Source organism: Desulfovibrio sp. Fe33, assembly GCF_028532725.1.
Lineage (GTDB): Bacteria > Desulfobacterota > Desulfovibrionia > Desulfovibrionales > Desulfovibrionaceae > Pseudodesulfovibrio.
The window spans coordinates 437,171-463,633 of sequence record NZ_JAQKGU010000001.1 but is presented as its reverse complement, the minus strand read 5'-3'; the positions used below and the strand labels follow the sequence as shown (position 1 = coordinate 463,633).

Here is a 26,463-nt window from a genome sequence, read left to right as displayed (position 1 = left end):
CGGTCCGATACGCATGAAGCAGTTTCACGCAGTGAACATACGCCTGCTGACCACATTGACGCTATGCGCCTTTGCGGCGCTTCTTCTGTGCGCGCGTCCCGCCCCGGCCGCTTCCGCCAAATCCTACTTCACGGCCGGACACTCCGAATTCCACGCCCTGGTGAACAACGCCCGGAAGGCCAAATACCGTTCCAACTGGCAAAAAGTGGAGAACATCTTCACGGATTGCCTCAAGGCCTCGCCGAACGGCTCCTATGCGCCCAAGGCCCTGTATTATCTCGGCCGGACCAGGGAGGAACTGGGCGAACGAAGCGGGCTGAAATCCGATTTCCGCAAAGCCGTGGACTATTACGACAGGGTCCTGGCCCGGTATCCCGACCACGGCTGGGCAGACGACTGCCTTTTCCGGCGCGCCGAGATCAACGCCAGGCGGCTCAACATGGTTACCCAGGCCCGGCTGGACCTGGCGACCATCATCGTCGACTACCCCAAGGGCGACATGAAGCCCAAGGCCGAGGCATCCCTCAAGCAATTGGGCAAATACGACTGGGCCATAGCCCAGGTTTCGGGCAAATCCGCCCCGAAGAAACAGACGCCCACGGCCAAGGCCGCTCCCGCCGGACAGCATACTCCCGCCAGCCCGGCCCACCTCGATGTGGTGCGCTACACCTCCAGCGACGAGTACACCCGCGTGGTTCTCGAACTGGACGACCAGGTCAAGTACCGCTATCAGGTGCTCGGCCCCAACCCTGCGGTCAACCGGCCCCACCGGCTGTACATTGACCTGGAGGGCTCCCGCCTGGGACGCGATGTGACCCCGGCCACCACCGTGTCCGACGGCATCCTGCGCTCCATCCGCACGGGCCAGTATTCCCAGGACACCACCCGCGTGGTTCTCGATTTCCTGAATATGCAGGAATACAAGGTCTTTCCCCTGCAAAACCCCTACCGCATCGTCATCGACGTGTACGCGCCCGACGGGCAGACGCCCGTTGTCGCGGCCAAGGCCGACCCCGGGCACAAGACCACGGCGAACTCGCAATACCGCCCGCCCAAGGGCAGCAAGCAGATGGCGGGCAGCCTTCTCGAACAGCTCGGGCTGACGGTCCGGACCATCATGATCGACGCCGGGCACGGCGGCAAGGACCCCGGCGCCACGGCCAACGGGCTGCGCGAAAAGGACATCAACCTGAAGTTCGCCAAGCTGCTCGGCGGCAAGCTCCAGGCCAAGGGCTTCAACGTCGTCTATACCCGGACCACGGACGTCTTCATCCCGCTGGAAAAACGCACGGCCATGGCCAACGCCCAGAAGGCCGACCTGTTCCTGTCCATCCACTGCAACGCCAACCACAGCCGCAAGATCAGCGGGCTCGAAACCTACAGCCTCAACCTGGCCAAAACCGACGCGGCCGTGCGCATCGCGGCCCGTGAAAACGCCGTGGACCCCCGCGCCATATCGGATTTGCAGTTCATCCTCACCGACCTGATGGTCAACTCCAAGATCAAGGAGTCGCGCGACCTTGCCCAAGACGTGCAGACCCAGACCATCAACCGGGTGCGCAAGGCCTACCCCCTCAACAACAAGGGGACCCGCGAGGCTCCGTTCTATGTGCTCATGGGCGCGAAAATGCCCTCGATCCTCGTGGAGATCGGCTATATCACCAACAAGACCGAGGCCGGCCGGCTGCGTTCGGACAAGTACCTCGGGCACCTAGCCAACGGCATCGTCGACGGCATTCTCGCCTACAAGAGCCAGATCGAACGCTACGCCATGAACTAGGCGTTCATGGCGCGCCTCCGGTTTCTGACCGAACGGCGCACCCTGGTTCCCGCGCTTCGGCGCGTCCCCGTCACGGCAACAAAAAAACCGCGCCTCCACCGAGGCGCGGGTATTGCGTCAGGCCGTGCCGCCAAGGGCACACGGACGGGGAAAGACATCGTCGCCGTTCGATAACGAACCGATAGCGCGGCAAAACGCCGCCCGGACGCGGCCTGCGCGGGAAATGATATGCCGCATCGGGCCATGGCGTAAGGCGCAACGGACGCCAAGAGTATGCGGGCGGGTTATCGCGCGGCGGCCTTGGCCCGAAGCCAGGCATTGGCGCGGCGGCCCGCCTCGTCCATCTCCTCGCGGGACATGAACTCGACGATCTGGTGAAGCCGTTTTTCGGCCCGGGGATGGCCCTTTGTTCCGGCGATGGCGAACCACTTGCCCGCCTCCACCAGATCGGACGGCTGGTCCAGATTTCGGATCAACAGCTCCCCAAGGGCCACTTGGGCTTCGGTGAACCCCTGGTCCGCCGAGAGTTCAAGCAGGGCGCGCCCGGCCGGGACATCCTGGGAAACCAGGCTGCCGGTCAGGTAGAGGACGGCCAGATTGTACCGGCTCCGGGCGTCGCCGTTTTCAGCGGCCCGCCTGGTCCAGCGCAGGAACTCGACGGTGTCGCGCTCCACGCCCGCGCCTTCCCCGTAGGCATAGGCCATATACGCCTGAGCCTGGGGCTGGCCCCTGTCGGCGGCTTCCCTGAGCAGGGACAGCCCCCTGGCCTCGTCGCGCTCAACCCCCACCCCGGACAGGTAGAACCGGCCCAGGATGTTCATGGCGTCGGGATCGCCCTGATCCACCGCGGCCAACAGCCAGCGAGCGGACATGACCGGGTCGTGGCTCCCGAAAGTCCCTTCGAAATACATCCGCGCCAGGATCACCTGGGCCGCGGCGTCGCCCGACCGCGCTGCGGCCTTGATATCGCGGCCCACCGCAGGCAGGGCCGAGCAATAAATGCCTCCCAGGAGCAGGGAAAGAATCAGCAGGAAGGAAAACGACCGTAATATCATGCCCGAAACCTCGTTTACAGGATACGATACCGCCAATAACGATCTAATACGCCTCGGCGCGCAATGTCAAAGCAACGCTGCGCCGAAATCGCCGGGTGAAGGCCCTACCACTGCACGGGCAGCTTGACCTTTTGCCCGGCCTTGTTGGTGAAAAACACGTGGCCGTACTCCCGTCCGAAAAGATACACGTCCCTCGTAACGGCCACATCCTGGCGGCAATATTCGGTAATCAAATCAAGCCGCCCTTCCTTCCACCACTTGAGCGCCTGGAGCCCGTCTGCGGACTTGCCCGCGCCCAGGGTGGCCGACGCGATGTTGTCCAGCTTGACCCGGTAGCCGAGACGGTTCTGGACTTCCGTCAGCAGATCGAGGCTGGGCAACGAACGGAAGCTGAAAGGATGCAGGCCGCCGAGCACGGCATAGTCGAACTTGATATGGTTGAAGCCGATGACCAGGTCGAACCGTTGCAGGTGAGCCACAAGGCCGTTCATGTCGTCCTGCTCGTAGTCGAACATGGCCTCATCGCCCGAATCCCAGACGCAGGCGATGGACACGCCCATGCGGTCGGCGCGGTTCCAGCCGCCCACCTCGTCGGCGGAGTAGCGGGTTTCGATGTCGATGACGCCGAATCGTTTCGGCGCGGGCCGCTTCATGTCGATGCCGGGGAGCGTGTTCACGTCGATGTCCTTCGGGGTGATGGATTTGGGGTCGCCCGAGCGGATGGCTTCCAGCACGAACAGGGCGGCCCGTTTGTCGATGGGCCGGTTGCCCGACCCGCATTTGGGCGAATGAACGCAGGAGGGACAACCCAGCTCGCACGGGCAGTCCCGGATGGTCTTGAGGGTAGTTTCGATAAGCTCGTCGGCGCGCTCGAAGGCTTGGCGGGTCAACCCCGCGCCGCCGGGCATTCCGTCGTAAATGAACACCGCCGGGCCGTCCACCTGGGTATGCATGGGCGTGGATATGCCGCCCAGATCGTTGCGGTCGGTCATGACCAGCAGCGGCAGCATCCCGATGGCCGCGTGCTCGAAGGCGTGGATGCCGCCCATGAAATGCAGGAACTCCTCTTCGCACCGCCGCCGGATGTCGTGGCCGATCTCGAACCAGATGGCCTCGGTCTCGAAGACCTGCGGCGGCAGGTCCAGGGGCACGATGCCGAGCAGCTTGCCGCCGCGCACGGACCGCTTCTCGTACCCGGTAATCATCTCCGTGACCTTGACCCGGCCGAAATAGACGCGCGTGCCGAAGCTCGCCTTCTGACCCAGGACCTCAAGAATCTCGGTCTCCTTGGACCCTCTCGGCTTGGTGTAATAGCCCACCCGCCGCGCCACGGCGTGCACCGCTCCGGCGGCCAGGTCCAGCCCCTCGACGACGAAGGTCCGCCCCCGGTGCAGATACACCGCGCCCGGATGGGTCTCCCTGAACGCCCGGTACTGGTCTATGGTCCCGATGACGGGCGCCTTTTCGCGGTCGAGGGAGTTGTCCTCGATATGCAGTTGGCTGCCCGCCCCGCGCAGGTCGACGTCCCGATGCGGCCGTTTGCGGTGGGTGACTATCTCCACGGGATGGCCGGGCAGGTCCGGCTCGACCTCGAAAAGCTCACCCGCGTCCACCAACTGCCCGACCCTGCGGGCCACAGGCTCCTCGGCCAGGAACTCCTCGCCACGGCGCAAGGTCAGCTCGGCCGCGGCGCAGATCAGATGACGGTCCATGATGACCGGGTTGAACGGGTTGAGCATGGCCGACTCGGGCGGACGGGCGAAGAAATCCTCCGGGTTGCGCATGAAATACTGGTCCAGGGCGTCCTCCTGGGCGATGAGCGCCACGGCGGAATCCCTTTGGCTGCGACCCACCCGGCCGCCCCGTTGCAGGGTGGCCATGATGGAGCCGGGGTAGCCGACCATGATGCAGACGTCCAGCCCGCCGATGTCGATGCCCAGCTCCAGCGCCGAGGTCGAAATGACGGCCAGCAGATCGCCGTCGGCCATGCGAGCCTCGATCTCGCGCCGCTCCTCGGGCAGGAACCCGGCCCGGTAGGCGGAGATGCGGTCCCTGAACTCCCCGCTGTGTTCCGAGGCCCAAATGGAAATCAGCTCGGTCATCTTGCGCGACTGGCAGTAGACTATGGTCCTGAGGCCGCGCGCCAGGGCCGCCCGCAGGAGCTGGATGGCGGCCTTGGACGGGCTGGCGTCAGGGTTGATGAAGATCATGTGCCGCCCGCCGTGCGCGGCCCCGGACTCCAGGATGGGGTGGGCGTCGAGGCCGGTGAGCATCCGGCACAACTCGGCCGGGTTGCCGATGGTCGCCGAGCAGAACACGAAGGTCGGGCTGGCCCCGTAGTAACGGCACAGCCGCATGAGTCGGCGGAAGACCATGGCCATGTGACCGCCCATGACCCCTCGATAGGTGTGCACCTCGTCCACCACGATGTGCGTCAACCCGGACAGGAATTCGGCCCAGCCCGCGTGGTGCGGGAGCATGGACAGATGGACCATCTCCGGGTTCGAAAGAATCACGTTGGGCGGCGAATTCCTGATCTTCTTGCGGAAATGGGGCGTGGTGTCGCCGTCGTAGATGGCCGCAGTGGGCCTACGCTCCTTCGGCAGCAGCGCGGTCAGCTCGTTGAATCCCTTGAGCTGGTCCTGGGCAAGCGCCTTGAGCGGGAAAAGATACAACGCCTTGGACTCGGGGTCGGCCAGGCACTGCTCGATGACCGGGAGATTGTAGGTCAGGGTCTTGCCGCTGGCCGTGGGCGTGGCAACCACGACGTGACGCCCCGCACGGACATAGTCCACAGCCTCGGCCTGATGGTCGTAAAGCTTGTCGATGCCGAGCAGTGAAAGCGCGTTTTGCAGGGCGGCGGGCCACGGGCGGCGAGGCTCGCCAAACCGGGCGTCCGCTCCCTCGACGATCCGGTGGTGGGCTATCTGATGGGCCATGCGCTCGGAATCGAGCATGGCCGATACGTATTCGAAGACTGGGCTTTCCACACCCGAATCCTACTTCGGGCGCAAGGGCGAGGCAAGCCGCTAAATATAATTGCCCCAGGTACGGCGCATCCGCATACTTGGGGCGTAAACCCGTTCAGCCTCCCGGAGCAACCATGCCGCCCGAACAAAGCCTCCCCGGCAGCCTGGCCTGCCTCATCGAAATAGCCCGCGCCGCCGAGTCGCGGACAGAATCCACAGCGTTCCACTCCGAAAAGGTCGCCCGCGTGGCGCACGGCGTCGCCAAGGCCCTGGGCAAGCCCAAAGCCGTCCTGGAACGCCTGCTGCTCATGGGCAGGCTGCATAATATCGGCCTGGTGGGCATCAGGGATTCGGTCCTGCTCAAAACCACGAAACTCACGTCCGGGGAATTCGCGCACATCCGGGAACACGCACGGCTCGGCGCGGACCTGCTCGCCGCCATCCCGCAATTGGCGGACGTGGCTGAAGTCTGCCGCCGCCACCACGAGCGTTGGGACGGCTCGGGCTATCCCGACGGCCTGGCAGGCGAGGCCATCCCCAACCCGGCGCGGCTCATCGCCGTGGCCGACGTTTACTGCGCCATGATCTCCGAACGGCCCCACCGCGACTCACTGCCGCGTGCCGTAGCCGCCGAAATAATCAAGGAGGAGCGAAACCGTCTCCTTTGCCCGGAATGCGTGGACGGGTTCCTCGCCTGGTATGACAGGACGGACGGCCGCATCGACCTCTTCTAGCCCGGCCAACGGCATCACCCCGCCTCCACTATGCATAAAAAGGCCGCCGCGGATGTCCGCAGCGGCCTTTTTGTTCCGATCAGAAGAGAAGAGAAACGCTTACTTCATCCCGACGAAGCGGGTGAAGTCCTGAGCGAGGACCGGCTTGAGGGCCTCCAGATCGCCTTCGGACATGGTCGCGAAGGCAAAGGCGAAGACGGGGTATTGCATGTAATCAATTTTACGCAATTCCAAGATGTTGGAAAAAAGAGACCGGAATCCGTCGTAGTCGATGTCCCGGATGGAGGCGCGGTCCAGGCCGGACGGCAGGTCGCCGATGACCATGACGGTGGCGTTCCCCTGGTCCGAGGAGAGGATGGCGTCCCAATCGGGACGCAGTTCCTTGAAATAGGCTTCATAGGGATCGAATCCCCAGGCCATGGAGGTCATGTCGGCCACGCACCAGCCCGCGAAACGCAGGGGGTTGGCTTCGATGGGCAGGATGTCGCCGGTTGCGGTAACGCGCACCTCCACATGGGTGGCGAAATCGCGGAAGCCGCACTCCCTGCCCACGTCGCGAAGGTAGTCGGTAAAAGGCAGCAGCCAGGTTTCGATGATCCGTGCCGAGGTGTAGTAAAGGCGGTCCGAGATGTCGTCGGCGGACAGAAATGCGTGATGCATGATGTTGGTAATCACCGGGTTGCCGTCGGCATCGTAGTAGACGTCGACGGCGTACTCCTCGCCGTCGATGGACGCTTCCGCGATAAACTCGCCCCCGCTGACCACCGCTTCGGGGTACTCGGCGTTCAGGGCCTCGCGCTCGGCCTCGATGGCGCGGACCGTCGCGTGCCAGTCGGCGGGCGAACCGACCACATGCACGCCCAGGCTGAAGAAGCCCCGAGTGGGCTTGACGACAAAGGGACAAGGCATGGACGAGGCGTCGAAAGCGGCCAAATCATCAAAGGGAATGCGCCGAAAGACGTAGTCCGGATGCAGGGCGGCCACGGCCTCGCGGAAGAGCGCCTTGTCCTTGCAGACGTCTATCTGCCGGGCCAGGTCCTCGTTGCACCGGCAACGCAGGACGTGCCCCAACCCGTTCTCAGAATTGGTCAGGACCTTGCCGCCCAGGGCCATGCGGGCGGAAAATTCGATCTCGTCGATGTAGGCGAGGGGCGCACCCTTGGCCAGGCTCCGGGCCTGGGGCGTATCGAGCACGGGCTGGTCGAGTTCGCGAATGGAGTCGAGCAGGAAGTCGGAAACGTAGGGATAATCGATGACGAACATCTATTTCGCTTTGCCTGTCAGGCCGTATTTTTTCAATTTGTACTGTAGGTTGGACTTGGAAAGGCCAAGCATCTCGGCGGCCTTGACCTGAACGAAGTCGGTCCTGACCAAAGCGCGCTTGACCAGGGCTCCCTCGATCTTGTCCATGGTATCGGCCAGATTGAGCTTGGTGGGCAGAAGATCCACGGCGGACTTGAACTGCGCTTCCTCATCCTTGATCTCGGGCGGCAGGTCGTCGGCGTCGATGACCACGTTGCGGGCCAGGACGGTGCACCTCTCGACCACGTTCTCAAGCTGCCGCACGTTGCCGGGCCATTCGTAGGCGGTCAGGTAATCCATGGCCGCCGAGGTGAAACCGGAAATCTCCATCTGGTTTTCCTTGTTGTATTTCTCAAGGAAATGCGCGGCCAGGAGCGGAATATCCTCGCGTCGCTCGCGCAGGGGCGGCATGAAGAGGGAAACGACGTTCAGGCGGTAGAACAGGTCCTCGCGGAACTCGCCCTTGGCCACCGAATCCTGGAGATTCTTGTTGGTGGCGGCCACTATGCGGATATCCACATCCAGGGTCTCGGTCCCGCCCACGCGCTCTATCTGATGTTCCTGCAACACGCGCAGGAGCTTGACCTGAAGTTCCGGGGTCAGCTCGCCGATCTCGTCGAGAAAGAGCGTGCCCTTGTTGGCCTGCTCGAACCGGCCCTTGCGCATGGCCGTGGCGCCGGTGAAGGACCCCTTCTCATGGCCGAAAAGCTCGGATTCGAGGACGCCGGGGTTCAGGGCCATGCAGTTGACCGTGACGAAGGGAGCCTCGCGCCGGGGCGAGGAAGTGTGGATGGCCCGGGCCACGAGCTCCTTGCCCGTGCCGGACTCGCCGAGAATGAGCACCGTGGATTTGGAGGGGGCGGCCCTGTCGACCATGTCCAGAACCTGCTGCATCCCCTTGCCGCGAGCGATGATGTTGTCCTTGGAATACCTGTCGCGAATTTCCTTTTTCAGCCGGATGTTCTCCTGCTGGGTGGAGGCGTACTGCACGGCCTTGGAGATGGACAGGAGCAGCTCCTCGTTGGCGAAGGGCTTGGTGATGTAGTCGAAGGCCCCGATGCGCATGGCCTCCACCGCGGCCTCGATGGAACCGAAGGCGGTCATTATCAACACCGGGATATGCGGATAGTTCTTCTTGCAGTGTTCGAGCACATCCCGGCCCGACATGCCGGGCATCTTCATGTCGGTCAGGATCACGTCGACCTCGGAATCCTCGAGATATGCCAGTCCCATCTCCGGATCGGACAAGGTGGTCACGCCGTATCCCTCGTCCTCCAGGATGGACTCCAGGATGAGCAGATAGTTCTTTTCGTCGTCGAGTATGAGTATGTTTGCTGCCATTCGGTCTCCGGGGTGATGTCCATTACATATCAGGCATTGGGAAGATAGACCAAGACGGACCGAAAACCAAGGGCCATCCCCGTGTCGCCGGAATTTCACCCTTTGCCGCTGGATTGTCGTTTGCGGCCATGGTAGCTTTCCGCCATGTCTGAAAAGGGAAAAACCGAACTGCGCGAACGGCTCATCAGACGCCGTGCCGCCCTGACCGCCGACGAGGTAGCCCGTGCGAGCGAAGGAGCCGTTGCGCTCATCCGCACCCTCTTCGAATGGAAAAACGCCACCGAGGCCCTGCTCTACTGGCCGGTCCGAGGCGAAATCGACCTGCGGCCGCTGGCCGCCGAACTGTGGCAACGCGGCTGCCGCGTATTGTTCCCCCGCTGCCGCCCGGACTCCCCCGGCGAAATGGACCTGGCCTGCGCCGCCTGCGAAGACGAACTGGTGCCGGGCGCGTTCTCCATCCTGGAGCCGGACGCCATGCGCTGCCCGGCGGTGGACTCCTGCCGCCCGAACATCGCGCTCATTCCGGGCGTGAGCTTCGACCGGCGGGGCAACCGGCTGGGCTTCGGCGGCGGGTATTACGACAGGCTGCTGGCCACTGAGGCCATGCGGGACACCCTTATCGTCGGCGTGGCCCACGAGTTCCAGCTCGTCGAAAGCATCCCGACCGAGCCCTGGGACAAGCCGGTGGACGTGGTCTGCACCGAGGACGAACTATGGCGGCCGTAGCCTTCTTCCCCTTTCAGTTCGTGGACATCCCGCAGGTGGCCTGCGCCTTCACCTCCCGGCGGGGAGGCGTTTCCGAGCCGCCCCACGACTCGGCCAACATATCCTTCGACGTGAACGACGATCCGGAGGCCGTGGCCGTCAACCGAAGGGCGGTTTTCGAACGCATGGGACTGACCGGCTGGTGCGAACTCAACCAGGTGCACGGCGACGTCATCCATTTCGATCCCGCGCCCCACGCCCCGGAAGAACGCCCGACCCTGGACGGCGACGGCATGACCACGGCCGAACCCGGCTATGGCCTGGTCATCAAGACCGCCGACTGCCAGCCCATTCTCCTGGCCCACCGCTCGGGCAAATTCGTGGCCGGGCTGCACGCTGGCTGGCGCGGCAACAAGCTGGACTTTCCCGGTTCGGGCGTGCGCCGCTTCTGCGACCGCTACGGACTCAAGCCCGAGGACATCTTTGCCGTTCGTGGCCCCTCGCTGGGTCCGGAATCCGCCGAATTCGTCAACTTCGACAAGGACTTCGGCGACCAATTCCGCCCCTGGTTCAATTCCGCGAGCCGGACCATGGACCTCTGGCGGCTGACCCGCGATCAACTGATGGACGCGGGCGTACCTGGAAAACAAATTTTCGGACTCGACCTCTGCACCATGACCATGAACGACACCTTCTTCTCATACCGCAAGGCGTGCGCGGCCCCTGTCCGGGATACCGGCAGGCAGTGCGGTATCATCTGGATTAAAAAATAGCCGCCGCAGGACAGGCCTCCAACATCCTTCCCCGCAGGGAAGAAGCGAAAGCCCCCTGCCCGGTTTCACCGCCCCGGGCAGCCCTGCCGTGCCGGACGAACCGGCAACGATTCCACAGGCCCGATGCGGGCAAGACTTTTTCCGGGAAATCCGCTACACCCTCCCCATGAGCCTGCTCGTCAAACTGATCATCATCCTCGGCCTGATCTTCCTGATCTTCAGCCAGTTCACCAGGTCCAAGCAGCAACGGGCGGCGCGGCGCGACCGGCTGACCAATATCCTGCTCATCATCGTCATCGTCATGCTCGGACTGTCCATCCTGTCCAACTTCATGAACCGCTAGCCGCCATGGCACGCCCCACTTTTCCCAACATTCCTTGGTCCTCGCTTCCGGACCGGGACGACGGCCCGCGCGTCCTCGGCATCAACCCGTGGATAACCGACTTCGCCGCCTTCAACGTTTGGTCGCGTCCCGCCGGTCTGCTCGCTTGCCTGGACATGCTCCGCAACGCCGGAGCCTCGGTCGCCCTGCTCGACTGTCTCGATCCCACCTGGGCCCCGGCCCCGGAGCTCGGCCTCAAATGGCCCAAACCCGGCAAGTACGGCACCGGCCACTACCACAAGGAAGAAATCGAACCGCCCGCGCCACTGGCCTTCATGGACCGCCGCTATTCCCGCTACGGCCTCCCCCGCGACCGGGTCGTCGAAGCGCTGGCCGCGCTTGATCCGGCCCCTGACGCCGTCATGGTCACGACCATCATGACCTATTGGTATCCCGGCGCGCTCGACATCCTCGACATCTGCGCCGAACTGTGGCCCGACACTCCCCGCTTCCTCGGCGGCACTTACGCCACCTTGTGCGGAGAACATGCCGCCAAACACGCCGACGCCCACCTCCAGCAAGGCCCGCTGGAAAACTCCGCGAACTGGGCTAATTTCTGCGATCTGATTAATTTCAATCAAGCTCAACCAACTGAGAATTCAGGTCTTTCATTAGCATTAGACCTTTATTCAGACCCGGCATTTTCGATCATTCTCGGTTCGCGGGGCTGTCCCTTTGCCTGTGAATATTGCGCCAGCCGCGCCCTGTATCCCCATTTCCGCCAGGGCACTGCCGATGCGGTCATGGAAACCGTGCGCTCCGAGCACGCCCGGGGGGTGCGCGACTTCGCCTTTTACGACGACGCGCTGCTCGTCAATCCCGGGCGCTGGCTCTGGCCGGTTCTCGACGAAATCGCCGGGGCGGGTCCGGACATCAGGCTGCACACCCCCAACGCCATGCATGTGCGCCATCTCACCCCCGAGGTGTGCGGTCGGCTCAAGGCGGCCGGATTGACCACGGTGCGGCTGGGGTTGGAGACCACGGACTTCGACCACCGTCACGACGTCAAACTAACGCGCGAGCAATGGGAAGCGGGAGCCCGGAATCTCCTGGAGGCGGGGTTCGATCTCGACGATATCGGGGTGTATATTCTCTTCGGCCTCCCCGGCCAGGATCTCGGCAATGTGGAACAGGCCGTACGCCACGTGCGTTCCTTCGGGTTCCGCCCGCACCTGGCCCACTACACGCCCATCCCCGGGTCGCCCATGTTCGATGCGGCCTGCGCCGCCAGCCCGTATCCGCTGGCCGACGAACCGCTCTTTCAGAACAACTCCATTTGGCCCTGCGTGCCGGGCGGCTTCAACTGGGAAGACGCCAGGCGGTGGAAGTCGATTTTGCACGGAGAGTAGAGATCTTTCATTTGCGCCAAATGGCGCGGTAAGCGGATTGTTAATTTTTTATGGGGGCAGAAATGGGAGCGCGTGGAAGTGTGCCGCGCTTCGCGGCAGACAGTGCGCGTTCTAACCACGTGTTGTTTCGCCTTTACGGCGACTTCCTTTTTTTGCTGGCGCAGAAAAAAGGAAGCAAAAACTGCGCTTTTTGGCCCGTGTAGCTCCCGAAAGCAGTGGCCAAGAGCCTGTAGCGGCTTTCGCTGCCCGGCAGGATGTCCGTCTGCGACGGACGCAGTCGGCCTACGCTTCGCCGCTTCAGACAGGCTCTAGGCCCCGGCTTTCGAACGTCTCCCGCGCAAGCGAGGTACTGTCTTCAAAATCGATAGACCTTATTCCCCGCTCTTCGTCCTCATAGCCGCTACCCAAATCCACCCCGAAAGCGGTTGCACTCGGCTAGCCCCCTTACGAGCACCAGCCCTGGATCAGCGGCCTAGAAGCCGACCGCGAAGGGGCGGCGGCTCCGGTGACGTGGAAGGAAGGGCTGGCGAGAGTGGGAAGCCGGACACTGGGGATGGGCTTATACTTTTGCTCGGATGGAGCCGACCCGAGCGGATCGGATTCTTGCCGAAGATCCCGGGGGCGGCCGCGCTGGGAAAGGCCCTTTTCTTTCGTCTATTTCTTTTGGGCCAGCAAAAGAAATGGACCCCGCCGGGAGGGCATGGAAGCTGAGGAGGCAGCGCCTCCTCACTGGCTCTCGCGCCAAAGGCGCGCCCGCCTCAACAAGCTAGCGCACCTTCCCGCAAAGAAGCCCCCTCGAAAACAAGTTCCCGCAAGAAGGCCTTTTTATTTTTTTTGGGGGGGGAATTGAAGCGCGATGAGGCGTGTTGCGCTTCGCGGCAGACCGTGCGCGTTCTCACCACGTGTTGTTTCGCCTTTACGGCGACTTCCTTTTTTGCTGGCGCAGAAAAAAGGAAGCAAAAACTGCGCTTTTCGGCCCTTTCGGCTCCCGAAAGCAGTGGCCAAGAGCCTGTAGCGGCTTTCGCTGCCCGACAGGATGTCCGCCTGCGGCGGACGCAGTCGGCCTACGCTTCGCCGCTTCAGACAGGCTCTAGGCCCCGGCTTTCGAACGTCTCCCGCGCAAGCGAGAGCCGCTCTTCTAAATCAATAAGACCTAGTTCTGGCTCTTCGTTCTCAAAGGCCCTCCCCAAGGCGAACGCAAGGCAAGTGGCCCCCTACGAGCTCTAGCCCTGGATCAGCGGCCTAGAAGCCGACCGCGAAGGGGCGGCGGCTCCGGTGACGCGGAAGGAAGGACCTGCGAGAGTGGGAAGCTGGCCAGCGGGAAAGGGCTTATACTTTTGCTCGGATGGAGCCGACCCGAGCGGATCGGATTCTTGCCGAAGATCCCGGGGGCGGCCGCGCTGGGAAAGGCCCTTTTCTTTCGTCTATTTCTTTTGGGCCAGCAAAAGAAATGGACCCCGCCGGGAGGGCATGGAAGCTGAGGAGGCAGCGCCCCTTCACTGGCTCTCGCGCCAAAGGCGCGCACGCCTTATCGTAATCGCGCACCTCCCCGCGAAGAAAAGCCCCTTCCCCCAAAAGGGGATATCGCCCCCCCGTCAACAATCACCCCTTTGACTAGCCACACGGAGTGTGAAAATATCCCCCCATGTTCAATGTGACGGCAATCATCGCCGAAGAGCACATCCGCAAGGCCCAGAAAGAGGGTAAATTCGACGACCTGGACGGCATGGGGCTCCCCCTCAAGCCGGACGAGGCCGCGAACCTGCCGCCCGAGTTGCGCATGGCCTACCGAATCCTCAAGAGTTCCGGGCATCTGCCCGCAGAAATCCTTGAAGAGAAGGAAATCACCTGCGCCATCGACCTGCTTGAACACATGGAGGACGAGCAGGAGCGCTACCGGCAGGTGCAAAAGCTGAACGTCATGATAATGCAGATGAACGAACGTCGCCGCCGTCCGGTGACTCTGGACGCGTCCAGCGACTACTACCGCCGCATCGTTGAAAAGGTGCGCATCGCCGAGGAACGGTTCGGCAAGTCAGAAAAAGGATTAACATAAGGTAATATATGCACAAATTTGGTATGATAGCCCTGATCGGTCCGCCCAACGCGGGCAAGTCCACGTTGATGAACACCTATCTCGGACAGAAGGTGGCCATCGTCTCGCCCAAGCCGCAGACCACGCGCAACCGCATCAGCGGCATCCTGACCACGGACGACGCACAGCTCGTTTTCCTCGACACGCCGGGCATCCACCGGCTGCGCGGCAAGATGAACCGGTTCCTGCTGGAGTCGGCCTGGAACGCCTTGGCTTCATCCGACGCCGTGGTGGTTCTTCTGGACGCGGCCCTCTACTGCGCCAAGCCGCAACTGCTCGACAAGGAAATCGCTCCGCTGGTCAAACCGGTGAGCGAAGCGGGACGGCCAGTGCTGGTGGCGGTGAACAAGATCGACCGCATCAAGGAAAAGGACCAGTTGCTGCCGTTCATGGCCAGACTCTCGGAGTTGTGGCCCGAAGCCGAGTTCGTGCCGGTTTCCGCGTTGCGCGGCAAGGGCACGAACGAATTGCTCGAACGCATCCTGGCGCACACCCCCGAGGGGCCGCAGATGTTCCCGGAGGATCAGATATCCACCGTGCCCTTGCGGTTCATGGCTTCGGAGATCATCCGGGAAAAGCTGTTCTATTCGCTCAGGCAGGAACTGCCCTACTCAACGGCCGTGGAAATCGAGCTGTGGGACGAGGATTCGCGGGAGGACATGGTCGTCATCAATGCGGTCATCTACACCTCGCGCAAGGGCCACAAGGGCATGATTATCGGCAAGCAGGGCGCGAACCTCAAGGAAATCGGCACCCAATCCCGACAGGAAATTTCCGAACTCATCGGCTCCAAGGTCCACCTGGAGCTGTGGGTCAAAGTCCGCGAAGGTTGGACCGAGGACCCCGGCTTCTTACGCTCCATGGGCCTCGGCGAGTAGCCCGAAACGAACCATTCAAAACGACGAAGGGGCACTGTCCGTCATGGACAGCGCCCCTTCGCCGTTTTGGGAGGGACGGGCTACTCGTGGCTCGCGAATCCCTGGCCTTGCTTGAAGGCCTCCCACTCTTCGTGGGACACCGAGCCGTTCTTGTCGCTGTCGGCCTGGTCGAAAACCGAGGTGTCGCCATCAGAGAAGGCCACCAGGAATTCGCCCTTGGACATGCGCCCGTCCACGTCCACGTCCAGGGACTGGAAGCAGACGTTGTAGTTGGTCTTCGCCGCCACGGGCTGACAGAACAGCAGGGCGAAGGCCAAAGCCAAAAACAGTTTCTTCATCAGGTCACTCCATGTATTTCGGCTTTTCAGCCTTCAATGAAGCCGGTGACCACGGAGATGAACTTGTCCAGGGCCTCTTTGGCGTCCTGGCCGCTCTCCACGGACTCGGCATAGCACTTGAGCAGATAGCGCTTGAGGATCAGCTTGTTGGCCGATTGCAGGGCGGAACGCACGGCGCGGACCTGGACCAGGATATCCTGGCATTCCTTGCCCGACTCGATCATGCCCTGGATGCCGCGCACCTGTCCTTCGATGCGCTTCATGCGCGACAGCACGTTTTTCTTGATTGCCAACTCTTCGGCCGACATGTGTTCGCCCATCATTTTCTCCTTTTTCTCAACCCATGTTCCCATTGCCCCGGCACGAACTTTACCGTACTATCGTAGGGTATTATTCACAGCATATCCGGAGGATTGCGCCATGTGTCTTTCCATGTCTAAGCTGTTTCTGCTCAATCTGATGGAGCTTGGCGTCACCGTGTTTCGGGGACCGGATGAAGGGGTGTGGGCCGAACTGGCCACCCATGCATTGCCCGAACTCCTTGATCGTGTCCAGAAAATTTCCACCTTCCCGGCCGAGCCGGTCAGGGAACTGGCCGATACGCTGGCGTCCCGCGCCCATGCCGACGACTTCTCACCGCTTGAGACGGAATACGTCCGCCTGTTCATCGCCGGACCGGGCGGCATTCCGGCCCCGCTTTATGAATCCTGCCACCAGGAGACCGAATCCCGCACCATGGGCAAAAGCGCCCAGGAAATGGCCGCCCGCCTGGACGAGGCCGGTCTTGTCATTTCCCTCGAATCCAACGAGCCGCCCGACCATCTCACCCTGGAGCTGGAATACCTCTTCCATCTCTGCGCCGGGGAATGGTCCGGGGAGGCCGAACCTGAGGGACGGGGAGCCCGGTTCGCCGCCGAAGTCATGCTCCCGTGGGTGCGCCGCTTCCGCGAAACCCTTGCCGACGCCGACCCCGATCCGGTCTTCCGCTTCACGGCCGACATCGTCGTCGACCTGCTTGAGGCCGTGGCCCGGACCTAATCTCTCGGCGGCCGCTTCACTGCCGAGCGGAGCACGTCCATGAACTGCTCGTCCGGCTCGAAATAGCCCCGCTTTATCAACTCGATGCGCCAGGTGCCGTCGCCCCTGGACCGGACCAGATAGGCCAGCGGCAGCTCGGCCTGGCCCAGACACTCGAATATCTGCCCGCTCTTGTCCGAAAACAAGGGATAGGCCACATCGTAGTGCCTCCGGAACCGGACCACGGACAGGTTGGAGTCGTAGACCCCGAGCCCGATGATCTTGAGCTGCCCGGCAAGCTCCGGGTCCGCCTCCACCCTCTTGAAGAACCGCGTCAGCATCTTGGTTTCCGCCACGCAGTCGTTGCACATGGTGTTGTAGAGCTGGATGAGGACGAAGCTCGCCTTGAGTTCCGAAAGTTGCAGGAACTTGGCCCCTTCGGGCAGGCCAAGGTATTCCCGGTCCTCGTCGCCGTTGAGCACCGCCACCCGGCAGGTGGGAAAGTCCTCGCCCACGGCCAGGACGTGCACCTGTTCCGGCTTGCCCACCACCATGTCGGGATGTTTGTCCCTCCAGCCGTGAAAGCCAGCCGGATATCTGTATGTCCGGGAATAACCGAGACGCGCTGCCCAGCGCGCCGCAATGGAGCTGCGCAGTCACCTGAATGACCGGCAGTAGACGACCAGCATCCGGTCCTTGTCCGGCCCCATGAGGTCGGTCAGGGCCTGCCGCTTCTCCGGGGAAAGCTCCAGATCGTCGCCCAGGTCGAATTCCAGGTTTACCGCGCCGGGGATGTGTCCGGCCTCGAACTCGTAGTCCGCCCTGGCGTCGAGCAGCACCATGTCGCCGCCCGCGTCGACCAGCTTCCTGAGCCCGTCGTCGTCGATGAGGGTGTAGCCGTCCCGGTCCGCTTCGGTCACGGCCGACGCCCACCAGACCTCGTTTTCGTCGGCCAGGGCGGGCGTAGCGGCCGAAATGCACAAGGCGAGGAGCAGCCATGCGTAACAGGTCGTTGTTCCGTGCATATGCGCTCCCCGCCTTTCGGTTTAAGGCGTGCCGGGGATTCCCCCGGCCGTCAGCGGCCCATCCCCTACTTGTTGGGATGGACCTCGTAGGTGTTGCCGTCGCCGAACTGGTTGGTGGCTTCAAGATAGAAGACCTTCTCCACGTCGGGGCGGATGTCCTTGAACAGATAGAATGCCTCGCCCGCACGAGCGCCGGTGGCGCAGGAGAAGACGATGGGCTTGTCGGTGGGAATCTCCATGGCCTTCTTCTCGACCATGTCCACCGGCATGTTGATGGCGGACGGGAAATGACCGGCGGCGTATTCCTCGGGGTCGCGCACGTCGATGAGCAGAATGGCCTCGGGATTCTCCTTGAGAGTCTTGAGGAACCACTCGGCGTCCACGGCGCCCTCGGCCTCGCCCGCCACGACGGCGGTAGCAGAGCCGCCATAGAGCTCCTTCCAGCCGGGGTAGCCTGCTTCGGCCACGATCACGTTCTTGTAGCCCAGGTAGCGCGCCTTGACGGCGGACTTGTGGGACAGGGCGCAGGCGTAGCCGCCGCAGTAGTAAATCAGCGTGGTGTTTTCCTTGTCCGTGGGCAGCAGGCCGCGCTTGGCCGCGAAATCCCTGTCGGAGATGCCGACGGCGGACGGGATGGCGCCCTCCAGGAACTTGTTGTGGGGCCGGGAGTCCACGAGCATGTAGTTGCCGCCCTCGCTGATGCGGGCGCTGAGGTCCTCGATACCGATGGAATAGTACGGCGCGCGCTTCTTCCAGTCCGGGAAGCCGGCAGCGTAAACCTTGACGTTGGTGTAGCCCATGGCCTCCGCCGCAAACGCGGACTTATGGGACAACGGGCAGTCGAAGCCGCCGCAATAGAAGATCAGGAGCGTGCTCTTGTCCTCGGGCAGCTTGTCGGTCATCTTTTCGAACTGGCTCGTCGGGATGGACACGGCCGTGGGGATGTACCCCTCGATGTACTTGGGCTTGTACGGCCTGGAATCGACGATCATGACCCCCTTGGGCTGGGGCATTTTGGCGTACTCGGCCACGAACTTGTAATCCACTATGGAGTGGAATTCCTTGAACTTGGCCTTTTCCTGAGCCATGGCGGGCATGGCGGCGGCCACTGCGACGAACGCCAGCAGGACGGCGGCTGCAATCAATTTCCTGTGCATGAGACACTCCCTTCCTAAAGGATTCTTCATTTTCCTTCCCGCCCATGACCCGGGCGGGCCCTCTATTCCGTTACTCCGAGCCCTTCCCGGACTCGGTCCTGACCTTTTCCCACCACAGCCGGTGGTGATGCTTGGCATAGTCGCCGGGGACCACGCCGGTGAACATGGACTTGAACCCAGGCCGCTCGTCGGGCGAGATCGCGGCCATGTAGATGTGAACCAGCAATCCGGCGAAGACCAGCCCCACCGCGATGAAATGCAGGGTCACGGCCCAGCCGATCATGCCCGTGGACTCGGCCCCGAAGGTACGGTCGGACAGGTACATGACGATCCCGGTCGCGGCGATGACCACGCCGCCCACCACGGACGCCTGGGCAAAGGCCTTCTGGCCCATGTTGTAGTACCCCTGGTCCGGCAGATCGGGGTCCGCGCCGACCATCTTCAACGCCTTTGGCCCCAGGGTCATGAGAATCATCTTCTTGAACATCCAGGCCATGTCGCGGGCCGGACTGACCGCGAAGACCTCGGCCAGGAAGAACTTCGCTCCCCGGAAGTTGATGAGCAGGTAGAGAACGAAGCCCGCGACCCAGACGAGCCCGATGCCCTCGTGAAGGGCCAACAGGTTGGCCCCGCCGCCCACCACGGACCGCAGCCAGGCGGGATAGCCGGACCCGAAGGGATCGATGGCCGGATTCTGGATGAGCCCCACTCCGGTGAGCAGGAGCAGCAGCCAGCAGGCCGCATTGAACCAGTGGATGAAGATATCGGAGCGGTCGTGCCGCTTGTACGTCTTATCAGGCATCGGTGTCCTCCTTGTGATCGGAACCGGAACCAACAAAGAGCTGACGGCCGAGCATGGCCAGGACGCCGAGGCCGGAAAGGGCCACGATGCCCTTGATGAACGGGGCCGACTCTTTCATGGCCACCATGGAGGCGGGCACAACGGCCTCGCGGCCCCATGCGCCCGGTCCGGGATCGCCGATGTAATACATGTTGGGCTTGGTGTCGGTCTTGGCCGCGACGCGGGCCAGCCGGTCCTTGTTCTTGCTGAACAGGATGCCCGCCGCGCTCTGCGGATCATTGATATCGCCGAACACCCGCGCCTTGGTCGGGCAGGTGTCCACGCACGCGGGAGGCAGCCCGGCGGCGCGCCGCTCGGGACAATAGTTGCACTTGTCCGCCTTGCGGGTGACAGCGTTGCGGAACCGGGCGTCGTAGGGACAGGCCGGAATGCAGTTGCCGCAGCCGATGCACAGGGACTCGTCAATGACGACGATGCCGGTTTCCGCGTCCCTGTATGTCGCGCCCGTGGGACAGGCGGCCACGCAGGTGGGGTTCTCGCAGTGCATACACGCGCCGGGCTGGAACTTTGCCTTGCCGTTCGACGGCCCGGGGCGGACCGGCGCATCGGCGGGCTTGATCCAGTTGCGGAACTGGCCCTCGGGCACGGCGTTGGCGACCTTGCAGGCGGCCACGCATCCCTTGCAGTCGATGCACTTGGCCGAATCTATGACCATGGCGAATTGCTGTGCCATTACGCCACCTTCCTTGTTACGGTGACAAACGTGGTGTGCATGGACGCGTTGCCGGTGATGGCGTCGTAATCGTCGTCCAGCAGCTCGTTGATGGATGCGCCGTTGCCGTGGGAAAGGCTCTGCATGGTGGACAGGGTGTTGTAGCCGGAGAGCATGTACACGGTGTCGGGACGAATCTTGTCCGTTACCTCGGCCTTGAGCTCCTGCCTGCCCACCGGGCTCGTCACTTCGACGAGATCGCCGTCCGCGATGCCCAGATTCGCCGCGGATTCGGTGTTGAGCCAGAGGGTGTTGCCGGGCACGAACTCATGCAGGAGCGCGTTGTTGGCCGTCGAGGTCTGGGTAATCATGGCGTTGCGGCCGATGACCATGCGGAACTGGTTCTTGGGCGGCCCCGACGGAGGCGTGTAGTTGGGCAGCGGGTCGAGTCCCATCTGCTCGTAACGCTGGTTGTACAGTTCGACCTTCTTGGACAGCGTCTTGTAAATGCGCCCGTCGTAGATGCCGTAGACCTTGGACGGATTGTAGTACACGCCGTCGCGGTCCATGACCTTCAACGCCTCGGGGATGTCGCGGGTCTGCATCTCGCGGTATTCCTCGATGGTGAAGTCGAAGAACTCGCCCAGGTCCAGGCGGTTGGCGATGCCCTTCATGATGTCGAACAGGGGCCGGGACTCGTACAGCGGTTCGATGACCGGGTCGCGCTTGACCACGCAGGCGCAGGCCACGGAACCCTGAAGGCCGGAACACGGGTCCGTGCGCTCCAGATAGGACTGGGAAGGCAGGACCAGGTCGGCCATCCAGGCCGTGTCGGACATGGCTATGTCCACCACGGTGATGAAGTCCATCTTGTTCATCATCTCGATGGTCTTCTTGCGGTTGGGAGCCGTGCCCATGGGGTTGGTCTTGTAAACGAACCAGCCCCGAATCGGATACGGATCGTCGGCCAGGATCGAATCGCGAGTGACGAGGAAGGAACCTTCGTGCTCGAACATCATGGGCACCTTGCCCGCGTCGATGCGGTCCTCCATGTTCTCGTCGTACCACGGGGCGTCATAGGGCACGCCCTTCAGTCCCACCTGGCGCGCGGCCAGAAGCCCGCCGGGCTTGTCCCAGTTGCCGAGCAGGCCGTTGACGATGGCGAAACTGCGGCGGATCTGGGTGGAGTCCTCGTAATCCGAGGTGCGGCGGCCGGGATAGACCATGGAGGCCGGAGCGGCCGCGGCCAGCTCGCGGGCCATGCGGGTGATGTCCTCGGCCGGGATGCCGCACTGCTCGGCGGCGAAGCCGGGGGTGTACGGCTGCACGTGAGCCGTGAGCTGCTCGATGCCGAAGGTCTTCTCCGCCACCCACTGCGCGTCGTAAAGATTCTCGTTGATGATGACGTGGGCAAGGGCGAGCATGAAGGCCATGTCCGTGCCGGGCCTGACCGGATACCACTCGTGGGACAGGGCCGCGGTCTTGGTGTAGCGCGGGTCGAGCGTGACCAGCTTGCAGCCGTTCTCGCGGATGGCGGTCATCAGGTCGATGGAGTCCGGAGTGACAAGCGCCTCGAAGCGGTTGGCCCCGACCATCATTACATACTTGGAATTGAGCACGTCGGCGAAGGGGACCTCGCCGAAGGTGTCGAGGAACGCGCGGCTGCCAGAGACCAGGCACAGGGACTCGTGCGAGGTCACGTTGAACGAGCCGTACACCTCGGCGAACCGGCCCACGAACTGCGTGTGCAGGTCGGTCCCGGCCGTGAACAGATGTCCGCAAGAGGTGTACTTTTCGCGGACCTCGGCCATCTTCTGCGCGGCCATGTCCAAAGCCTCGTCCCAAGGGATGCGCTGCCACTTGCCTTCACCGCGCGCGCCCTTCCTGAGCAGGGGATGCTTGAGGCGGTCCGGGTCGTAGACCTGGGCTATGCCCGCGTTGCCGCGCGCACAGAGCATACCTCTGGATTTGAGAAATTTGGGATTGGGGTCGAGTTTCCTGACCACCCCGTCTTCAACGCGGGCAATGAGGCCGCACTTGTTGAAGCATATGTCGCAAACCGAAAACCTGGAATCCCAGGCGGGCTTGGCCGGCGATGCCGCACGGGCCTTTTTCAGGCCGCCGAGCAGTGCCGGGCCGCCCACAGCCCCTGCCGCCACCAGGCCGGAGGCCCGGAAGAAATCGCGACGGGACATCGTCTGCTTTGCATTGGTCACTGAGTACCTCCAAACGTCCGCTCTGCTGTCGGACAGGATTCCGCGCAAGCCTGGAAGCGGGGCGGAAGAAAGACGGTTGTGTAGGGCCGCGCCGGGAACTCCGGGCGCGGCCCTTGCCGCTCTGCGTTAGCTGCACTTGGCCGGGGACGGGGAGTCCTTGGCGTAGTCATGCAGGTAGGTGAAGATGTCGTTCAGGTCGCTCTCGTTGACGGTCCACTCGGGGCTGCACTTGATCTTGCCCGTATCGGAGAACAGGGCCTTCCATTCGGCCTGGGTCTTGTCCGCCGGGCTGATGTCGCTGGCGGTCGAGCCGTGACAGGAACGACAGTTCTTCCGGTACAGGAACTTTCCCTTGCGGGCGTTGCCTTCGCCCATTGCAAAGGCCATGGAAACGGCGAATACGGTAATCAGGGCCGTCGCCACGGCCAGGACGAGCTTGCTTTTCATACTCCCTCCAACGTTGACTTGTTGCACGTCAGGCAAACGGTTTTCACACTCTTGCAGACCTTATGGCCTGCTAAAATTCTTGGACATTATAACCTTCATTCAATACCAGCCTGCGATTCCCATATACCCATACGGGGTATAGGTGTCAATAGGGCCATATGGAAATTTTCGATAAAAACAGTCCGGAATAAACAATTTATTCGATATATGACGTAATTCAAGATGGATAGCTGAACCGATTTTGTTTTCGCGGCGGGAAAAGGGTGGCCGGACCCACCCCGGCGGCAGCCGAAAGACACCGGCCGAAAACGGCAAAAGCCCCCGCGCACGGGTGCGCGGGGGCTTTTGCCGTCGGCGGAACGAACGCCCTACCAGAGGCGGTCCGCGAAGGCGCGATGGAAGCCGTGAGCCATGATGAGATCGGCGGTCTTCTTGATGTCGTAGGGGATGAAACGCATTGTCAGGACTTGGGTTTCGAGATCGAGCACGCCGTATTTGGCCCGGTTGTCCCCGTCGCGGGGCTGGCCCACCGATCCGATGTTGACCAGATGCCGGACCGCCGGTTCGAGCAGGGTTTCACCTTCGGGCAGGGGGAACCGTTCGGGTACCCCCCTGAGGCTGACGAACCGCATGAGGTCGTGGGTATGCCCCACAAAGCAGACGTCCTCGGCATAGCCGGAAAAAACCGGAGCCATGTCGTCTTCGTGCTTCCAGAGGTATTCGGTGACCGAATCCGGCGGCAGCCCGTGCACGAAACGGCAGCCATGGGCGACCAGAGACTTGGGCCGGGAGACGAGCCAGTGGAACGCCTCCTCGGAGATCATCTCCCGCGTGCGCCGCAGGACGTCGGCGGCAGGCTGGTTGAAGCCGCGCAGGTAATGGATATTGATGAGCCCCTGCTCATGGTTGCCCATGGTGCAATGGACACCGCGCTCCCGCAGCAGGTCGACGCATTCGGCGGGCTGCGGCCCGTACCCGACCATGTCCCCCAGACAATAGGCCGCGATCACGCCCTGCCTGTCGAGGTCGGCCAGGACCTCATTCAGGGCTTCGAAATTGCCGTGCACGTCGGACATTATGGCGATACGGGTCATGCGCAAAACCTACCCTTTCCGCCGCCTGCGCGCAAGCCGGCGCGTGCGATCCCCGCCCCGCCGCACCGCGCGGACGGCAAACGCCCGGACCTGGCAAAGAGCGTTCTCAAAGACCAGCCGTCCGGCCTCTAGTCCGCAACGGCGCGGCCGCCCTCAACCTCTCGCGGAGGGGACGGGGAAATATGGAGGTTCGGGGAAATCCCCTTCACGATGGGAATCGACCTTCCTGCGGCGACGCCCTGCCGGACGTCAGTCCTCGTCGAGCCCGGTCAGGTCGCCGATCTCGAAGCCGGATTCCTCGGCCTTGAGCACGCGGCGCATGAGCTTGCCGGAGCGCGTCTTGGGCAGCTTGTCGCGAAACTCGACGGACTTGATGACGGCCACCGGGCCCAGCTCGTTGCGAATGGTCTTTTTGAGATCCTTGATGAGATCGTCGCCGGGGGCGAACCCCTCGTTGAGCATGACGAACGCCTTGGCGGCCTCGCCCTTGATCTGATCGGGAACGCCGATGACGGCGCATTCGGAAACGGCCGGATGCACGCCGAAGGCGGCCTCCAGTTCGGCCGAGCCGATGCGGTGTCCGGCGATATTTATGACGTCGTCGGCCCTCCCCTGTATCCAGAGGTAGCCGTCCTCGTCGCGGCGGGCCACGTCGCCCGCGTAGTACATGCCGGGGATTCGCGACCAATATTCCTTATAACGGTCGTCGTCGTTCCACATGCCGGTCATCATGGACGGCCAGGGCGCGGTGACGACGAGCAGCCCGCCCTTCCCCGGCGGCACGGGATTGCCGTCCCGGTCCACCACGTCCACCTCAACCCCGGGCAGGGCCTTGGTCACGGAACCGGGCTTGAGCACCGAGATGGGCATGGGCGAGATCATGAACATGCCGGTCTCGGTCTGCCACCAGGTGTCGAGCACCGGGCATTCAGACCGGCCCACGTTCTTGTAGAGCCATATCCACGCTTCGGGCGAAATGGATTCGCCCACGGTGCCGAGCAGGCGCAGGCTGGAAAGGTCGTGCTGCTTGGGATACTGGGCGCCGAAACGCATGAGCATCCGGATCATGGTCGGGGCGGTATAGAAAATGGTCACCCCGTACTTGGCCACCACGGACCATAGGCGGTCGGCCTGGGGATAGTTGGGATGCCCCTCGTACATGACCGAGGTGGTCCCGGCCATGAGCGGACCGTAAATGCCCGCCGAGTGACCCGTGATCCAGCCCGGATCGGCGGTGCACCAGAAGATGTCCGTGGGCTTGATGTCGAAAACCGTGGTCAGGGTCCGGTGGACGCCGACCATATAACCGCCGTGGGAGTGAATCACGCCCTTGGGCGTGCCGGTGGTCCCGGAGGTGTAGAGCAGGAAGAGCGGGTCGTCGGCGTCCATGACCTCGGTGGGAGCCTCGTTGCGCTCCTGGCGGACCAGGTCCTCGTACTGGAAGTCGCGGCCGTCGACCATGTCCACGCTCAGGTTGCACCGCCGGACCACGACCATGGCCTCAACGCAATCGGCGCACGCCCCGACCAGGGCCTCGTCGGCAGTATCCTTGAGGCTGATTATCCGCCCGTTGCGGTAGAACCCGTCGGAGGTGATGACCAGCTTGGCCTGGGCGTCGTTGATGCGCTTGCGGAGCGCCTTGGCCGAGAACCCGGCGAAGACCACGGAATGAACCGCCCCGATCTTGGCGGAGGCGAGCATGGCGATGACCGTCTCAGGCAGCGGCGGCATGTAGATGACCACGCGGTCGCCCTTGCGTATGCCGAGGGAACGCAGGGCGTTGGCGAAGCGGTTGACCTCGCGGTACAGCTCGAAATAGGTGTACTTGCGCTGATCGCCCGGCTCCCCTTCCCAGATGAGGGCGAGCTTGTTCTTGTTGGCGGTCTCGATGTGGCGGTCGAGGGCATTGTAGACGATGTTGCAGCGCGCGCCGGGAAACCAGCGGTAGAAAGGCGCGTCCTTGTCGTCCAGGACCTGATCCCACTTCTTGAACCAATCCAGCTCGTCGGCGGCCTCCTCCCAATATCCGGCGGGATCGGCGGCCGCGAACCTGCGCGCCCCTTCCAGTTCCTGGGGATTGACGTTGGCCTCAATGACCAATTGCGGAAGCGGACGAAAAACCCGTTCTTCCTGTAGTAAAGTATCTATCGCGCCTGACCGGTCCATATGCCCTCCTCGCAGGGTCGACCGGGGGAAACCGGTCTTGCGAGTCTCACTCATAGCATTTTCGTCCCGCAACTCCCGGCTTATTCGGCCAGCGGTAGCAGCGGCGGGTTAAACGGTCGGACCGCG

23 protein-coding genes are annotated in these 26,463 nt (G+C 62.9%); 9 read left to right on the top strand and 14 right to left on the bottom strand.

The genetic code is table 11. The features are described from left to right. Window positions 1–13 precede the first annotated feature (13 nt). Window positions 14–1,780: an N-acetylmuramoyl-L-alanine amidase gene (locus PSN43_RS02210; protein WP_442874857.1), complete on the top strand. Its 1,767-nt coding sequence runs from the start codon at window positions 14–16 to the stop codon at window positions 1,778–1,780. Window positions 1,781–2,064: 284 nt separating this feature from the next. Here PSN43_RS02210 and PSN43_RS02205 read toward each other — a convergent pair whose 3' ends face one another. Further along, window positions 2,065–2,835 (bottom strand): tetratricopeptide repeat protein, encoded by a 771-nt coding sequence (locus PSN43_RS02205; protein ID WP_272699081.1) that lies wholly within the window; start codon window positions 2,833–2,835, stop codon window positions 2,065–2,067. A 104-nt stretch (window positions 2,836–2,939) separates the two neighbouring features. Further along, window positions 2,940–5,792 (bottom strand): DEAD/DEAH box helicase, encoded by a 2,853-nt coding sequence (locus PSN43_RS02200; RefSeq protein WP_442874860.1) that lies wholly within the window; start codon window positions 5,790–5,792, stop codon window positions 2,940–2,942. A gap of 146 nt (window positions 5,793–5,938) precedes the next feature. Here PSN43_RS02200 and PSN43_RS02195 point away from each other — a divergent pair, with 146 nt between their 5' ends. Continuing rightward, on the top strand, window positions 5,939–6,538 hold the full coding sequence (locus PSN43_RS02195) for an HD-GYP domain-containing protein (protein ID WP_272699079.1): 600 nt from the start codon (window positions 5,939–5,941) through the stop codon (window positions 6,536–6,538). A 99-nt stretch (window positions 6,539–6,637) separates the two neighbouring features. On the opposite strand, the gene PSN43_RS02190 is transcribed toward PSN43_RS02195, so the two are convergent. Then, window positions 6,638–7,801, bottom strand: coding sequence for an ATP-grasp domain-containing protein (locus PSN43_RS02190; RefSeq protein ID WP_272699078.1), 1,164 nt, complete (start codon window positions 7,799–7,801; stop codon window positions 6,638–6,640). Then, entirely contained in the window at window positions 7,802–9,181 is a 1,380-nt protein-coding gene (locus PSN43_RS02185) for a sigma-54-dependent transcriptional regulator (RefSeq protein WP_272699077.1), read from the bottom strand. Between the two features lie 144 nt (window positions 9,182–9,325). On the opposite strand from PSN43_RS02185, the gene PSN43_RS02180 reads away from it, so the two are divergent. The 6 genes from PSN43_RS02180 (at window position 9,326) to era (ending at window position 15,363) form a co-directional block, all read left to right on the top strand. Continuing rightward, complete coding sequence (locus PSN43_RS02180) at window positions 9,326–9,907, top strand: 5-formyltetrahydrofolate cyclo-ligase (RefSeq protein ID WP_272699076.1); 582 nt, start codon at window positions 9,326–9,328, stop codon at window positions 9,905–9,907. After that, entirely contained in the window at window positions 9,895–10,659 is a 765-nt protein-coding gene (locus tag PSN43_RS02175) for a polyphenol oxidase family protein (protein WP_272699075.1), read from the top strand. Before PSN43_RS02180 ends, PSN43_RS02175 begins: the two co-directional genes overlap by 13 nt. A 166-nt stretch (window positions 10,660–10,825) precedes the next feature. Continuing rightward, entirely contained in the window at window positions 10,826–11,002 is a 177-nt protein-coding gene (locus tag PSN43_RS02170; RefSeq protein ID WP_272699074.1) for a hypothetical protein, read from the top strand. Between the two features lie 5 nt (window positions 11,003–11,007). Further along, a complete protein-coding gene (locus PSN43_RS02165) occupies window positions 11,008–12,390 on the top strand; it encodes a B12-binding domain-containing radical SAM protein (RefSeq protein ID WP_272699073.1) in 1,383 nt (460 codons plus the stop codon). A gap of 1,645 nt (window positions 12,391–14,035) precedes the next feature. Then, window positions 14,036–14,446, top strand: a complete 411-nt coding sequence (locus PSN43_RS02160) for a DnaJ family domain-containing protein (RefSeq protein ID WP_272699072.1) — start codon at window positions 14,036–14,038, stop codon at window positions 14,444–14,446. An 8-nt stretch (window positions 14,447–14,454) separates the two neighbouring features. Further along, a complete protein-coding gene (gene era, locus PSN43_RS02155; protein WP_272699071.1) occupies window positions 14,455–15,363 on the top strand; it encodes a GTPase Era in 909 nt (302 codons plus the stop codon). 80 nt (window positions 15,364–15,443) lie between these two features. Here era and PSN43_RS02150 read toward each other — a convergent pair whose 3' ends face one another. Both PSN43_RS02150 and PSN43_RS02145 read right to left on the bottom strand, forming a co-directional pair. Continuing rightward, window positions 15,444–15,701, bottom strand: coding sequence for an EF-hand domain-containing protein (locus tag PSN43_RS02150; protein ID WP_272699070.1), 258 nt, complete (start codon window positions 15,699–15,701; stop codon window positions 15,444–15,446). Between the two features lie 26 nt (window positions 15,702–15,727). Next, complete coding sequence (locus tag PSN43_RS02145) at window positions 15,728–16,021, bottom strand: metal-sensitive transcriptional regulator (protein WP_272699069.1); 294 nt, start codon at window positions 16,019–16,021, stop codon at window positions 15,728–15,730. A gap of 112 nt (window positions 16,022–16,133) precedes the next feature. Between PSN43_RS02145 and PSN43_RS02140 the strand changes: the two genes are divergently transcribed. Further along, the gene (locus PSN43_RS02140) at window positions 16,134–16,739 is read left to right on the top strand and encodes a TorD/DmsD family molecular chaperone (RefSeq protein ID WP_272699068.1); all 606 of its coding nucleotides are present in this window, start codon (window positions 16,134–16,136) and stop codon (window positions 16,737–16,739) included. Here the strand turns inward: PSN43_RS02140 and PSN43_RS02135 are convergent. From PSN43_RS02135 to acs, 8 genes are all read right to left on the bottom strand, one after another. Next, window positions 16,736–17,743, bottom strand: a complete 1,008-nt coding sequence (locus tag PSN43_RS02135) for a rhodanese-like domain-containing protein (protein ID WP_272699067.1) — start codon at window positions 17,741–17,743, stop codon at window positions 16,736–16,738. The two genes, PSN43_RS02140 and PSN43_RS02135, sit on opposite strands and share 4 nt — an antisense overlap. A gap of 65 nt (window positions 17,744–17,808) precedes the next feature. Continuing rightward, entirely contained in the window at window positions 17,809–18,900 is a 1,092-nt protein-coding gene (locus PSN43_RS02130) for a rhodanese-like domain-containing protein (RefSeq protein WP_272699066.1), read from the bottom strand. Between the two features lie 70 nt (window positions 18,901–18,970). After that, a complete protein-coding gene (locus PSN43_RS02125; protein WP_272699065.1) occupies window positions 18,971–19,702 on the bottom strand; it encodes a formate dehydrogenase subunit gamma in 732 nt (243 codons plus the stop codon). Then, a complete protein-coding gene (locus PSN43_RS02120) occupies window positions 19,695–20,435 on the bottom strand; it encodes a 4Fe-4S dicluster domain-containing protein (protein ID WP_272699064.1) in 741 nt (246 codons plus the stop codon). Before PSN43_RS02120 ends, PSN43_RS02125 begins: the two co-directional genes overlap by 8 nt. After that, on the bottom strand, window positions 20,435–22,630 hold the full coding sequence (locus PSN43_RS02115) for a molybdopterin-containing oxidoreductase family protein (RefSeq protein WP_272699063.1): 2,196 nt from the start codon (window positions 22,628–22,630) through the stop codon (window positions 20,435–20,437). Before PSN43_RS02115 ends, PSN43_RS02120 begins: the two co-directional genes overlap by 1 nt. 126 nt (window positions 22,631–22,756) lie before the next feature. After that, the gene (locus PSN43_RS02110) at window positions 22,757–23,077 is read right to left on the bottom strand and encodes a c-type cytochrome (protein WP_272699062.1); all 321 of its coding nucleotides are present in this window, start codon (window positions 23,075–23,077) and stop codon (window positions 22,757–22,759) included. A gap of 368 nt (window positions 23,078–23,445) precedes the next feature. Then, the gene (locus PSN43_RS02105) at window positions 23,446–24,171 is read right to left on the bottom strand and encodes a metallophosphoesterase family protein (protein ID WP_272699061.1); all 726 of its coding nucleotides are present in this window, start codon (window positions 24,169–24,171) and stop codon (window positions 23,446–23,448) included. A 249-nt stretch (window positions 24,172–24,420) separates the two neighbouring features. Continuing rightward, window positions 24,421–26,337 carry an acetate--CoA ligase gene (gene acs, locus PSN43_RS02100; protein WP_272699060.1) on the bottom strand — a complete coding sequence of 639 codons (1,917 nt, stop codon included), beginning with the start codon at window positions 26,335–26,337 and terminating at the stop codon, window positions 24,421–24,423. Window positions 26,338–26,463 lie beyond the last annotated feature (126 nt).